Origin of the sequence: Mastigocoleus sp. MO_188.B34 (assembly GCF_030065675.1) — a bacterium.
In the GTDB taxonomy this organism is placed as follows: Bacteria; Cyanobacteriota; Cyanobacteriia; order Cyanobacteriales; family Nostocaceae; genus Mastigocoleus.
The window spans coordinates 1-15117 of record NZ_JASJDK010000160.1; the positions used below are offsets into that span (position 1 = coordinate 1).

Sequence of the window (15117 nt, forward strand, 5' to 3'; positions counted from 1 at the left end):
TACTCATTACTCATTACCCATTACTCATTACTCATTACTCATTACTCATTACCCATTACTCATTACTCCTTACTCCTTACTCATTACTCATTACTCATTACTCATTACCCATTACTGTGCGCTTACGCGCCCCGCTGCGCTAACATTACCCATTACCCACTAACGCCTATTCTTTCGGTGTGAAAAATGTCACAAGAGTATGGGATGAACGGACAAAACCCTTAATATTTTTCCAAAAACTAATTTTTTGTATATTCCCCTGGGAAAATATTGCTAGTTGAGTGAACCACTTAGCAAGATGCTGTGATTGCTCTAGCATGTGCTGAGCAGTTTTATTCGCTACGTTTAAGTTTCTCTCTGCTTTACCAGAATTTTGTGCTTGACTCTCAGCAGTTTGAGTTATGTTACCAACTAATTTACCTACTTGCGTATTGATGCTAACAATATAATCAAGCTTTTGCTCCGTGGTTTGCAGCGATTTTGTCCAGTTTGTCAAATGCTTGGTTTCAGCTTCCATTGTCTCAATTATTTCATTTGTTTTTGTAATCGCAGAATTAAGTAATGGTTGAGTTTCTGATGTAATCTCGAATAATTGCTCTCTGAGCATATGTACTTTTTCTGTGTTAAGAGTTACAGAATCTTCAAAGCAATTTTCTAAGTAGCTTTCAGCGATCGCTACATTGATACTTTGATTCTTCATTCCCTTAGCTAGGTTATCAGTCAGATGATCGATAAAGTTTGAAAGCTTTTGACAATGTTGATTAAATTCCTTAACTCTTATTCCACCGTCAGCGACTGCTTCTTGAAGGACATAAATATTTTCTAAAGTACATTTTATATTTTCCAGTCCTTCTTGCAGTAAGTGTTCATTTCTTTGTATTTGTCGTTCTGTAAGTTTTCCGGTAGTTGTGATAGTTTTAGCTGCATCTAGCATCTCTTTAATTTCTTTTAGGCTAGTAGCAAGAGAATTTGAGAGATTTAAAGCTTGGGCGGAAAAATCTTTAAAACTAGTTTGATTATCCTGAAGAATTTCCACAAGTACTTGTCTTAACTCTTCTTGTTGAGCAACTGAAATAGTTTGTTGTCCTTCACTAGTTTGTTGATTTTGTCTAATAAACTTGGAAGTCTCAAGGGTTTGGACTTTGTGAGTTGCTAGGACTTTGGAATTATCAAGATTTTTAGAAGTTTCAAGAGCTTTAGCGTTATCTAATGCAAAACCCACCTGCATTGCGATTTGAGAAAACCACCTAATTTCATGATTTTGCCAGTGGCGTGGTTGGGAACATTGATGAGCAACCAGCAGACCTAGTAATTTACCTTCATTAAGAATTGGTGCAACTAAATTTGCTTTGACTTCCAGCTTTTTCAGTTGCTCGATATAACAACTTGTAAGGTTTGCTGTGTAGATATTATCAGTCGCTCTTACTCTGCCATTTTGGTACTTTTCAATGTAACTGGCTTCAAAGCAAGGGTCTGTAATTATCATTCCCAAAGCTTTGGTGAAACGAGGAGCGACTGATTCAGCAATTACTGTTCCCTGTGATTTCTTATCCAAGCCATAAACTACTACTCTGTCACACCCAACTATTCGCCGTACTTCCTTGACACTGGTTTTGAGGATATCTTCTCGATTGAGGGATTGACGAATAGATCTAACAGTATCAGTAAAGTATTGGGTCCATTCAGTTTCTTTATCTGCTCGCAGGCGAAGATCCGTTGTTTCTGTTAAGAGTTTGGCATTGTCAAGGGCAAAACCTACCTGCATAGCAATCTGAGAAAACCATCTAATCTCATGCTGTTGCCAATCACGGGGTTGAGAGCATTGATGAGCAACCAGCAGACCTAGTAATTTACCTTCATTAAGAATTGGTGCAACTAAATTTGCTTTTACCCCTAACTTTTCAAGTTGTCTAATATAACAAGGGGTGAGATTTGCTTCATGTATATTGTTGGTTGCCCGAACCCTACCATTTTGGTACTTTTCAATGTACTTAGCTTCAAAACAAGGGTCTTTGATTGTCGTTCCCAAAGCTTTAATAAAACGAGGAGCAACTGATTCAGCAATAATCATTCCCTCAGATTCTGTTTTGAGACCGTAAACCACCACGCGCTCGCAATCGATTACTCGCCGCACTTCTTTAACACTGGTTTGGAGAATATCATCTCGATTGAGAGATTGGCGAATAAGTCTAACGGTATCTGTAAAGTATTGCGTCCACTTACTTTCCGTATCTGCTTGCACGAGGAGACTTGTAGCTTCTGCCAAAACTTTAGCATTATCAAGGGCAAAGCCTAATTGCATCGCAATCTGGGAAAACCATCTAATTTCATGTTCTTGCCAATCGCGAGGTTGGGAACATTGGTGAGCGACAAATAGACCCAATATCTTACCCTCATTGATAATTGGGGCAACTAAATTTGCTTTTACTCCCAGTTTTTCAAGTTGCTCAATATAACAACTGGTAAGATTTGCTTCGTAGATATTATTTGTTGCTTTAACCCTGCCATTTTCATACTTTTCAATGTACTTGGCTTCAAAGCAAGGGTCGTTAATTCTCATCCCTAAGGTTTTTATGGAACCAGGAGCAACTGATTCGGCTATTATTACTCCCTGAGATTCCTGATTGAGTCCGTAAAGTACCACCCGATCGCAGTTCATAACCCGTCGTACTTCTTTGACACTGGTTTTGAGGATATCTTCTTGGTTGAGAGAAGTACGAATTAATCGAACCGTATTAGTAAAGTGCTGCGTCCATTCATTTTCCAGATCTGTTTGTCGGCGAAGGTCAGCAGCTTCTGCTAAAACTGCAGCATTATCAAGGGCAAAACCTACTTGCATTGCAATCTGGGAAAACCACCTGATTTCATGCTGCTCCCATTCACGAGGTTGGGAACATTGGTGAGCAACCAATAAACCCAGCAGTTTACCTTCATTAATAATTGGTGCGACTAAATTCGCTTTTACCCCTAGTTTTTCTAGCTGCTCGATATAACAAGTTGTGAGATTTGCTTTGTAAATATTATTTGTTGCTTTAACCCTGCCATTTTGATATTTTTCGATGTACTTAGCTTCAAAACAAGGATCTTTGATGACCGTTCCCAAAGCCTTAAAGAAACCAGGAGCAACCGACTCAGAAATTATAACTCCTTCAGATTCAGGATTAAGTCCGTACACTACCACCCTTTCGCAGACAAGTAGTCGCCGTACTTCTTCAGTCGCAGTTTCCAGAATATCTTCTTTTTTCAGAGAAGTACGAATTAACCTGACAGTATTAGTAAAATAGTCCGTCCATTCAGCTTCCGTATTCGATTGTTGACGCAGGTTTGCAGATTCTGCCAAAACTGTAGCGTTATCAAGGGCAAAACCTACTTGCATTGCGATCTGGGAAAACCACCTAATTTCATAATTTTTCCAATCGCGCGGTTGAAAACATTGATGAGCAACTAATAAACCGAGTAATTTGCCTTCATTAATGATGGGTGCGACCAAATTCGCCTTGACAGCTAGCTTTTCTAGTTGTTCGATATAACAGGGAGTTAGGTTTGCTTCGTAGATATTATTTGTTGCTTTAACCCTGCCATTTTGATATTTTTCGATGTATCTAGCTTCAAAACAAGGGTCTTTAATTGTCATCCCTATGGTTTTCACCAACCCAGGAACAACTGATTCAGAAATTATTATTCCCTCAGATTCTGCGTTGAGTCCATACACCACGACCCGATCGCACCCCAATACTCTCTGAATTTGTTCAGTGGCATTTTCGAGAATGTCTTCTTTTTTGAGGGAAGTACGGATGACTTTAACAGTATCGGTAAAATAATGGGTCCATTCTGTTTCCGTATCTGCCTTTTGGCGCATATTCGCAGCTTCTAGCAGAAGTTTGGCATTATCAAGGGCAAAACCAACCTGCATTGCTATTTGGGAAAAGCACCTAATTTCATGTTCTTGCCAATTACGCGGTTGAGAACATTGATGGGCGACAAACAAACCCAGTATTTTACCTTCGTTGATGATTGGTGCAACTAAATTTGCTTTGACTTCTAGCTTTTCTAATTGCTCAATATAACAACTTGTAAGATTTGCTTTATGGATATTGTTGGTGGCTTTAACCCTACCATTTTGGTACTTTTCGATGTACTTCGCTTCAAAACAAGGATCTTTAATTCTCCTTCCCAAGGCTTCCAAGAAACCAGGAGCAACTGACTCAGCAATTATCAATCCCTCTGATTCTGAACGTAGTCCATAAACTACTACCCGATCGCACCCAAATAATCGTCGAACTTCTTCAGTTGCAGTTTCGAGAATATCTTCTTGTTTGAGAGATGTACGAATTAGTCGAACGGTGTTAGTAAAGTACTGCGTCCATTCGGCTTCTATATCCGTTTTTTCACGGAGATTGGCAGCTTCCACTAAGACTTTAGCATTATCAAGGGCAAATCCCATTTGCATGGCAATTTGGGAAAACCACCTAATTTCATATTCTTGCCAATTACGCGGTTGAGAACACTGATGGGCGACAAACAAACCCAGTATTTTACCTTCGTTGATGATTGGCGCGACTAAATTCGCCTTGACCTCTAATTTTTCCAGTTGCTCAATATAACAACTTGTGAGATTTGCTTTGTAGATGTTGTTGGTGGCTTTAACCCTACCGTTTTGGTATTTTTCAATGTACTTAGCTTCAAAACAGGGGTCTTTGATGGTTGTTCCCAAAGCTTCTACAAATCCAGGAGCAACTGACTCAGCAATTATTATTCCTTCCGATTCTGCACTAAGTCCATAAACTACTACCCGTTCGCATGCAAGCAATCGTCGAACTTCTTCAGTTGCAGTTTCGAGAATATCTTCTTGTTTGAGAGAAATACGAATCAACCTGACAGTATTAGTAAAATGCTGCGTCCATTCAGCTTCCGTATCTGTTTGCTGGCGAAGATTTGTCGCTTCTGCCAACAGTTTAGCGTTATCAAGGGCGAACCCTACTTGCATCGCGATCTGGGAAAACCACCTAATCTCATGTTCTTGCCAATACCGTGGTTGAGAACATTGATGGGCAACTAACAAACCTAATAAATTACCTTCGTTAATAATTGGTGCAACTAGATTCGCTTTAACGTCCAACTTTTCAAGTTGCTCTATGTAACAAGTTGTAAGGTTCGCTTCATAAATATTGTCAATTGCTTTAACCCGTCCATTTTGATACTTCTCGATATATCTTGTTTCAAAACAGGGGTCTTTGATAGTTCTTCCTAAAACGTCTATAAATCCAGGAGCAACTGATTCAGCAATTATGACTCCCTCAGAATCCCCGTTAAGTCCATAAACTACGACCCGTTCGCATCCAAGCAGTCGCCGTACCTCTTCTGTCGCAGTTTCGAGAATATCTTCCTGCTTGAGAGATCTACGAATACACCGGACAACTTCAGTAAAATATTGGGTCCATTCCACATCAAGGCTTTGTTTTTGTCCGTTGCTTAGTACTTGTGGCGATTTTTCAAAATTAGATTTAAGAATATGTGTAGACTCAATGTCAGATAAGTCATGCCCCGGATAAGAAAAATCTTGCCCATTACCAGGTATACCAGGATAATTGTTTGTCATTTGTTTGTAAGTAATTATAATGTTATGAAAAAATTAATACACTCTTGTGTGTTAACATTAAGCACTTCAGTGTTTTAGAACTTTTTATTTTTGAACTTTGTATTTTTGAACTTTGTATTTTTTAGCTTGATATACATTAACTACTAAATTTGTTCTTAGTAAATCACTAGGTAAAATAGCTTAAAATTCTATCTGATACTTATTTTTGACATCACTAAACAGTTTATATCTCAACTAATTTACTCAATCTGAAAAATATAATTGTATTACAAAACAAAAGCATAAAATTATCTTTTGATAAGTTATATGTCAAAATTCGGCTAGTTAAGATATTACACGATTGACAGAAAAACAATAATATACAAATAATCTTGCGATAAATTAAAAGGGATTGAATTGTTTAAGATTGATAGACTATGTAGCAAAAAAAACTTAATAAATATTGTGACTGTTTACTGATGATAGTCTTGATATATATTGAAATAAGTCTCAAGAGTTGGAAATATTTTTCCAACTAAATGTATATTTTATTATTTTATTATTTTTAATTTTTTTGTTGATTTGTTCAATAAATTGATCGATGTGAATTGGGAATATTGAATTATCAACTGTGATAGTTTACATATAAAATCCCAATTATTGATTATCGATTAACAATACCATCAGTTTTCTACAACTTTTTTTTGCAAAAATGGTGTGATGCTAATATTTTGCGACTTGGCATCTGCTTTGTGAGTATCATTTAACACTGTCTTTTTGATAAAGTACATCAACTTCATTTAGAAATCACTGCAGAACCAAAATCATTCCTTCTCAATGAATTGACAAATAATTGGCACCCCCACAATTTCCTCATGTTTTTTCGATACTCTGAAATTAGTAAAGTTTTTTAGTGATTCTACAACACCCTCTATCAATAAAAACTTTAAAAAATTACTCTCTGAACAAATTAGACTCATAGACTGTACTTTTTTGAATTACTGGTTTGATTAGTAACTTTATTATTTGGAAATATAGGTAATTGTCTGCGAACAAACCCAAATTTCCCCCAAATCGTTCCGTAAAAGAGAACATCAGTTATGCCTCTTGATACAAATAACAATCGCCGAATCAAAACCCCTCAACCTAGACGCTTTGGTGGTACTTGGTTCTTGATTTTTATGGCGCTTATGTTCCTGAATTTATTATTAATCCAAGTACCACAAGCCACTACAAAAGCTTATAGTGAATTTCTAACTCAAGTAGAAGCAGGTAAGGTATCCCGTGTAGAAATTGCACCTAATAACATCCGGTATGTTTTGAAATCAGACTTTTCAGGGTCGGAAAAATCTAAACAAAAGCAAGTATTTAACACTGTTCCAGTTCCAAATGATGCAGAACTAACTAAAATTCTGCGAAAACATGATGTTAAGTTTTTTGTTCGACCAGAAAGTTGGCTCTTAACTTTACTTAGTTGGGTCATACCACCGTTAGTTTTTTTTAGCATTTGGGCTTGGTTCATCAGTCGTTCTCGAGGAGGGGGTGCAGCTGCACTCACCATCGGAAAAAGTAAAGCTCGTATTTACTCCGAAGGAAGCACGGGTGTCACATTTAACGATGTGGCTGGAGTTGATGAAGCCAAGACAGAACTACAAGAAATTGTAGATTTTCTCCAATACGCAGAAAAATATAAACGTCTGGGTGCGAGAATTCCTAAAGGTGTGTTACTGGTAGGTCCACCGGGAACTGGTAAAACTTTATTAGCAAAAGCTATTGCTGGGGAAGCGGGAGTTCCTTTCTTCACGATTTCAGGTTCGGAGTTTATCGAGTTATTTGTAGGTATTGGAGCATCAAGGGTTCGAGATCTATTTGAACAAGCAAAACAACAAGCTCCTTGTATTGTTTTTATTGATGAGCTCGATGCTTTGGGTCGCTCGCGGGTTGGTCCGGGAAACCTTTTGGGTGGTCATGAGGAAAGAGAGCAAACACTCAACCAACTTCTTTCCGAAATGGATGGTTTTGACCCCAACACAGGTGTGATTATTCTCGCTGCTACTAACCGCCCAGAAATTCTCGATCCTGCTTTGCTTCGTCCTGGTCGATTTGATCGCCAAGTTGTGGTTGACCGTCCAGATAAAATTGGTCGGAAAGCTATTTTGCAAGTCCATTCTAGGGTCGTTAAGCTTGCAGACGATGTTGACCTATCTAAATTAGCTGCTCGTACCCCTGGCTTTGCTGGTGCCGATCTTGCTAACCTTGTCAATGAGGCTGCATTATTGGCTGCTCGAAAAAACCGCAAAACAGTCACTATGGCTGATTTCAATGAAGCTATTGAACGCATATTAACTGGATTAGAGAAAAAGTCTCGCGTGCTTAACGAATTAGAGAAAAAGACCGTAGCCTATCACGAAGTGGGTCACGCAATTATTGGAACGATGATGCCAGGGGCTGGTAAAGTTGAGAAAATTTCTGTTGTACCTCGCGGTGTGGCGGCTTTAGGTTACACGTTACAACTTCCAGAGGAAGATCGTTTTTTAATGACTGAAAGCGAACTAAGGGGAAGAATTGCTTCACTTTTGGGAGGACGTTCTGCGGAAGAATTAATCTTTGGTGAGGTTTCTACTGGTGCTAGTGACGACATTCAAAAAGCTACGGATTTAGCCGAACGATTTGTAACTCTGTACGGAATGAGCCATAAACTCGGACCAATTGCTTTTGAGAAAATTCAACAACAATTTCTCGAAGGTGTAACAAATCCACGCCGTTCTATCAGCCAAACAGTTGCCGAAAAGATTGATGCAGAAGTGAAAGACATTATTGACAGTGCTCACCATATGGCTCTAAAAATTCTCGAGCTAAATCGAGAATTACTAGAAGAGACAGCATTTGCTCTGTTAGACAAGGAAATATTGGAAGGGGATGAATTGAGAAATCATTTGAATCGCGTTCAAGCTCCCCAAACGATGGCTGATTGGTTACATAAAGGAAAAATTTCTGTCCTTGAAACAACAGAAATTAACTTACGGTGACTTTTTTGAAATCTCCCATAACTTGTCCTCATAACTTCCTCACATTTTATTTTTAGCCTGGAAGTAGATACCCCTCGATAATGTTGATGCTAAATTTAGGTTGATGATTACCCCTTTTAAGAATTAGAGAAGAGTATTGAAAGTGTGGAAATTGTGGGGACAATTCCAATAGAGGGGTTTAAAAATCGGATTTGGTGTGAGGGTGAGGGGAAATAAAACAATAACAAAGGGGGTTTAAGGTCAGATAGGAGGTAATTATTATGCCAATTACTCGCTGGGATCCTTTTCATGAAATAGAACATTGGGAACCTATATCTAAGGAGCCATTACGAGCACTAGAACAAATGCAAAGGCAAATGAATCGTTTGATGGAACACCTGATACCGAGCGGGAATGGAGGAGTGTCTATACTTAGCTACATACCTTCTGCAGAAATCAAGGAAAGTCCTAATGACATTTGCCTCAAAGTAGAAATTCCAGGAATGGAAGCAAAAGATTTGAATGTTGATGTCACAGAAGAATCTGTTTCTATTAGTGGAGAACGTAAGTCAGAAACAAAGACTGAAGAGAAAGGTATGATACGGTCAGAGTTTCACTATGGTAAATTCGAGCGGCATATTCCTTTACCAGCACACGTTCAAAACGACAAAGTAGAGGCAGAATACAAGAATGGTATTTTGACGCTGACTTTACCAAAGGTTGAAGGCGAAAAGCATAAAGCCGTAAAAATTAATGTTGGTTGACCATCATGGCGGTTTTCGGTTGAGTGTAGTACACCTCGTAGAGACGTAAAATTTTACGTCTCTACATTTGGGAATTAGAAAATGTATTTGATTCAAATGAAAACCGCTATATTTATTGAAATTCAGGAGTGAAATTTATTTTTGACACTCTGCCGTCCTATAAGGACCTATGCATTAGTCACATCTTTCTTAACAATCTTAAAAAGATTATTTGACAGGGCTCTCAAACCACGAGGAGTGAGAGACACTTTACAAATTTAACTTTATTCTTATTGCTAAAAACATAGTTTTATTGAGAATTAATGACGAAGGAATAAGGGTTGGGAAAAATATGAGCAAGTACTCTCGCAAATGTTGAGAAAGATCTGCCTAATGGATAGTTATAAAGGCGGGGCTTTAGACCCAAATTTTTCGGTAAATTCTCACTCCTTTTAATATCGGAGGATTCTTAATTTAACCAATCCTCCGGGCTATTTTTTCATTAACTTTCAGCAGATCCTACTTGGATATCATTTTTTTACTGTATCAAATTTTTTCTATATCGACGATGTAGCCAGCCAAATATACCCAAAATTCCTAACCCTGCGATTGTATTTGGCTCTGGTGTCGTTTTAGCTTGATACTCTTGATCGAAGAACATACTGTAAGCATCTTCTATATCATTTTCGTCTGTTGCTGAGCTTTGACTTGCTTCACCTTCATTTGCAGTATCCATTTCTTGCCAAAAATTAAATCCACCGCTCGATGAGCCCCAACTATTGTAGCTTAGGAAAAAGTTCCATTGATTATTATTCCATAGACTTCCATAGTCGTGGTTAAAATCAAAGTGCACCAGGATATTTGTGATAAATTCCTTCAGATTATTTATGTGGTTCCGAGCTGTTTCTTCATTAACATCCCTCATATCCATAACTGCTTGGATCAGTCTTGTTTCCCAAGCCTCTTTCTGTTCTTCACTTACACTATCAAGCAGACTAAATATTTTTGCTGTTTGTTGTAAGCTTGCTGTTGATAAATTCTGACTTAATTGTTCTGCAGAACCTTGCAACCATAAGTTTACCTCTTCATCAGCTTTGGTATAGCCAAGGACATCCAATAATCGCAAATCTAAGTCTGTGATATTTAACTTTTCTCCCTTCCCGAGTACTGGGTGCATAATTCCTAAAGGACTACCATTGATACCTCCATTTTCGGACCAATGACTGGTTTGATAAGAATTACCATCAGCAAAGTCAGCTAGTTTGGTCTGACCTCCATCTATTGACAAGAAAGTTTGTCCGCTAGAAGACCAGTCAAATACACCATTTTGTTTACTTTCTTCAGAAAAACGCAATAGATCCATTGAACTGACTAAGGCGATATCTTCTTCTAACAAAGTAGTGCTATTCGTCTCAGCCTGCATTTTCAATGAATTAAAAGCATCTACCCCACTGACAACTCCTAAAGCGTGACCAATTTCGTGTAGAGCGACGGAAAGAAAGTCAAATTTATTACTAGCAACTTCAGCATTTGGATCGTTAACTCGAGAAAAATCCCAGATAGTATCTTCAAGAAAATTTCCTTCGGGATTTTGAGTTAGCCAATCAGCGTAACTGATGATTTCACCGTTAGCATCGAACATGGAATTACTGAGCAAAATTTCAGCATCAGACTTTGTATCATCGCCATTTATCAGTTTTAAAGCCTTAGCATTTGCACGAGTAAGCCAAATCTTCTTGTTATTGTCATTACCATTTTGGTCGATGATAGTTTCTGCATCTAATATCTCCACCATATCGACTTGGTCGCGTTTATCTACATTGACCGTATTATGATCCTCAATTCGCATATTAAATGTTGAACTATCAAATTCAACTAAATCGCGGTTCAAATTCTGCAATTGAGTCAGGTTGAGTTGTTTAAAAATATCTTGGGCTTGAGCGGTAATGATATTGTTAGAATTAGCTGCAACATTATCAAGGATGGAGTTAATGTTAAACCCTTGTTGTTGCAAAATATTGAAATTTTCTTCATATGTATTTTCTTGTAAGTCAACACCTAATGATTGTAAAAAATATTCCTTATTAGATTGAGCAATTTGTAAACTCTTGAAAGTAGTTAGATCGTCAATAGAAGTGATGCTCTTAAAACTGCTATTCAAGAACTTTTGATAGTTCACACGGAGCATAGTTGGGCGTGTTGCACCTAAACCTTTGGAATTACCTAATTGGGTAAAATCAATATGAATATTAACCGTTGTATCTTTGTTACAAGAGCAAGATGGATCTAAAAATGTGTTTCCAATTTTAGAAGACCAAATATCACCAGCAGCTAAAAAACCACCAACTACCTCTTGAGAAGTATTTTGGGTATAAGTGAAATTGAATTGTATTGCTTGGGCTGGGGTACTACCAAATATACCAGTTATCAATGTAAAAGTTAGTGGCACAACCCGTTTAAAATTATTAACCTGACGAATAAATGTAGATTTAATCATTTGTCAAAATTACCCTGTGCAAATAAGTTTGTAATGGAAACTTTTTTGAAAAAATATGGCATCGAATATTATGTGATTTATTTACTTTTTCTATATATATGAGAAACAATGAATCTAGAAATTGTTTTAGCGCTTGAGTTTGAAGAGGTTTTCTGAATGAAAAATTCTTATTTACTACATATATTTCTATCGCACTAATCAAATTAAATAGAAGAGTAATTGCTCTGAAGTAATGGTTTAAAGGGACTTAACAGTTTTATTATTTAAACTTCAAGATAAAGTTATTACTTTGGCAGCGGGCTGTTTTTTTATACTACGCACATTTTGTCTCATACTAAATTTTTCTCCTGTTATCAAGGATTCAATTAAATAGCCACGCAAAAAAAACAGTCATTTTTTATACTAGCTCTATTTCCGCAACTTTATAAACACTGTCAAGAGAACTTTAAAAATGAGCTTCCATTACGAAAATTTGCAGATATTATCTTGGAAAATTATAGAAAATGGGGCTTAGGGAAATTAGGTGAAAACAAAAATATAGCAATCCTGAGTCATTGATAAAAATCAAGGATGATTGCTATATTTTCTCTAAAGAGTTTTTTAAGTATGAAAGATGATTTTCTAGACTTTATTTCGATAGATGTCTAGAATAAATTTTGTTATTTACATCAAAAGGCTAATGTTCCCAGTTAAAAACCTCGATTCAATAAAGTTTTTAGTCTTTACGCATGCGACGATGTAGCCAGCCGAATATACCTAAAATTCCTAATTCTACAATTGTGGTCGGCTCTGGTGTTGTTGCAGTTTTATACTGTTGATTAGTGGCTGTAAGTAGATCTGTTCGATATTGACCTGTAATATCTGCTTCTTTCCAAAAATTAAAAATTTTTCCTCAATATATGAAATATATTTCTATCTTATTTATACAGGATAAGAGAATAGTAATTATCCTGAGAACACATTTTTATTAACTTAATTATTTTGTGATTAAAACTTCAAAATTAATCCATAATTTCAAAGCTTTGATGTTGTTAGTAATAATTAACTTCAAGCTTAAATCCTAAACACTTAGTACAAGTATTATTTGCTACTTGTCGACTTTGAATTTGTCTAAAATATTTCTATATATTGTTATAAACAAAACAAAGTCAGAGAGCAGAACAGTTAAAACTTACAAAATCTTCACCAAATCAAATATTCAATCTCTGCGAACGCGACGAGTTAACCAGCCAAATAGACTCAAAATACCCAATCCTGTAAGTATATTCGGCTCAGGAGTAGTAGCAATTCGATACTCTTGATGAAAAAAAACACTATATCCATCTTCTACAAAATTTTCTTCTGTAAATTCTTCTGTTAACAACACTTCATTATATTCAGAGCCTTCTAAAGAATCGATTTCTTGCCAAAAACTAAAACCCCTATTTGAAGAAGAAGCATAATTATACTTCATTCTAAGTCTTGCTTTTGCCAAAAGTTTTTTCAATTTTTTCTGTTTTTGAGTAAGTTGATGCAACCATCGATTTTCTTGATCTTCAACTTTGGTGTAACCAAGAACATCCAATAATTGTAAATCTAAGTCTGTAATATCTAATTTTTCTCCTCTTCCAAGTACTGGGTGCATAATTCCTAGAGTATTACCATTGATATCACCATTTTCTGACCAGTGACTAGTTTGGTAAGAAACTCCATCAGCAAAATCAGCTATTTTTGTTTGACCACCATCAATTGAGAGAAATGTTTGTCTGCGAGAAGACCAGTCAAAGACACCACTTTGTTTACTTTCTTCAGAAAACCGGAATAAATCCATTGGACTGACTAATGCAATCTCATTTTCCGAGAGTGTCGTGCTATTTCCTTCAGCCTCCATCTTTAATAATTTAAAAGCATCAACACCACTGACCACTCCTAAAGCATGACCAATTTCATGTAAAGCAACGCTAAGAAAATCAAACTTATCATTAGCGACTTCAGCATTGAGATTCATAACTCTGGAAAAATCCCAAATAGTACTTTCAAGAAAATTCCCTTCAGGGTTTTGAGTTAACCAATCACTATTACTGATAATATTGCCGTTATTTGCAAACATAGCATTACTAAGCAAAATCCGAGCATCAAACCCTTCATTATCGTCACCATTGCTCAGACCCAAAGCCTTTGCATTTGCAAGAGTAAGCCAAATCTTCTTGTTATTGTCATTGTCATTTTGGTCAATTATTGTTTCTGAGTCTAATTTCTGTACTTTGTCAACTTTATCGCGATCCTTTACATCAACTGAACTATCATCATCAATCAGCATTTTAAAGTTTGAACTATCAAATTTAACTCGAGTACGATCTAAATTTTCTAACTGCTGTAGATTTAACTGTTGAAAAATATCTTCAACTTGATTTGCAATAATATCATTGGAATTCGATTCAATGTTATTGAAAGTGGTGTTAATCTCAAAACCTTGTGTTTGCAGAATTTTGAGATTATTGCTAAAAATTTTCTTTTTTAAATCCACTCCCAATGCTTTTAAGAAGTTTTGTTCCTTATATTGAATATTTTGTAAATTCTTGAAAGCAGTTAAATCATCTTCAGAAGTTATATCTTTGAACATACGGTTCAAAAATTTTTCATAGTCCACACTAACCATAGTTGGACTTGCTGCACCAAGTCCTTTTGGATTTGTTAGTTGAGTAAAATCAATCCGGATATTGACTTTTATATCTTGTTCGCAGTAGCAAGACGAATCAAAAAAAGTATCCTTAAATTTAGAAGACCAAATATTACCAGCAGCCTCAAATCCATCAATTACTTCCTGGGAAGTTCCTTCACCATAAGTGAAGTTGAACTGTATTGCTTGAACTGGAGAAGCACTAAATATGCTAATTGTGAATGCAAAGGTTAGTGGTACAAAAATTTTCAGATTCATTATCTGAGGAATAAATATCGATTTCATAATTTCTCAATTTTTTGACTTTCAATTTTTTGACTTGTAATCAATAATTCACCATATTAGTTACGAGGGGTTTGTGGTTAAATGATATGAAGGTAATCACACCCAAAATATTTATCTAGAAACCCTTAATCACTACTAAAAAGCTTATTTTTACCCTCAAAATGAATTTGCTGGACTAATAATCTGATTTATTTTTAAGCTAAATTTTGAATTAAAACAGTAAATATTCAATGAAGACTGCAGCAAAAAGATAAAAGCTACAACTAAATGTATTTTTTTATTCCTTACATGTATATTTCTATTTCATATATCAAGATCTTAGAAGAGTAATAGTTCTGAAATTATAG

Annotated in this window: 5 protein-coding genes; 2 read left to right on the forward strand and 3 right to left on the reverse strand. The window is 36.2% G+C overall.

What is annotated here, in order from left to right:
* Positions 1-166 precede the first annotated feature (166 nt).
* A complete protein-coding gene (locus tag QNJ50_RS25665; RefSeq protein ID WP_300641269.1) occupies positions 167-5599 on the reverse strand; it encodes a GAF domain-containing protein in 5433 nt (1810 codons plus the stop codon).
* Between the two features lie 1079 nt (positions 5600-6678).
* On the opposite strand from QNJ50_RS25665, the gene ftsH reads away from it, so the two are divergent.
* Together ftsH and QNJ50_RS25675 are read left to right on the forward strand one after the other, a co-directional pair.
* Positions 6679-8607, forward strand: coding sequence for an ATP-dependent zinc metalloprotease FtsH (gene ftsH, locus QNJ50_RS25670; protein WP_300641271.1), 1929 nt, complete (start codon positions 6679-6681; stop codon positions 8605-8607).
* A 260-nt stretch (positions 8608-8867) separates the two neighbouring features.
* Complete coding sequence (locus QNJ50_RS25675; protein WP_300641273.1) at positions 8868-9350, forward strand: Hsp20/alpha crystallin family protein; 483 nt, start codon at positions 8868-8870, stop codon at positions 9348-9350.
* A 517-nt stretch (positions 9351-9867) separates the two neighbouring features.
* Here QNJ50_RS25675 and QNJ50_RS25680 read toward each other — a convergent pair.
* Positions 9868-11826 carry an NF038122 family metalloprotease gene (locus QNJ50_RS25680; RefSeq protein WP_300641275.1) on the reverse strand — a complete coding sequence of 653 codons (1959 nt, stop codon included), beginning with the start codon at positions 11824-11826 and terminating at the stop codon, positions 9868-9870.
* A 1198-nt stretch (positions 11827-13024) separates the two neighbouring features.
* Entirely contained in the window at positions 13025-14770 is a 1746-nt protein-coding gene (locus tag QNJ50_RS25685) for an NF038122 family metalloprotease (protein WP_300641277.1), read from the reverse strand.
* Positions 14771-15117 lie beyond the last annotated feature (347 nt).

Bases quoted from the DNA above. Each gene is read 5' to 3' on its own strand.
- QNJ50_RS25675 (WP_300641273.1), top strand. From the start codon at position 8,868: ATGCCAATTACTCGCTGGGATCCTTTTCATGAAATAGAACATTGGGAA.
- QNJ50_RS25665 (WP_300641269.1), bottom strand. From the start codon at position 5,599: ATGACAAACAATTATCCTGGTATACCTGGTAATGGGCAAGATTTTTCT.
- QNJ50_RS25680 (WP_300641275.1), bottom strand. From the start codon at position 11,826: ATGATTAAATCTACATTTATTCGTCAGGTTAATAATTTTAAACGGGTT.
- ftsH (WP_300641271.1), top strand. From the start codon at position 6,679: ATGCCTCTTGATACAAATAACAATCGCCGAATCAAAACCCCTCAACCT.
- QNJ50_RS25685 (WP_300641277.1), bottom strand. From the start codon at position 14,770: ATGAAATCGATATTTATTCCTCAGATAATGAATCTGAAAATTTTTGTA.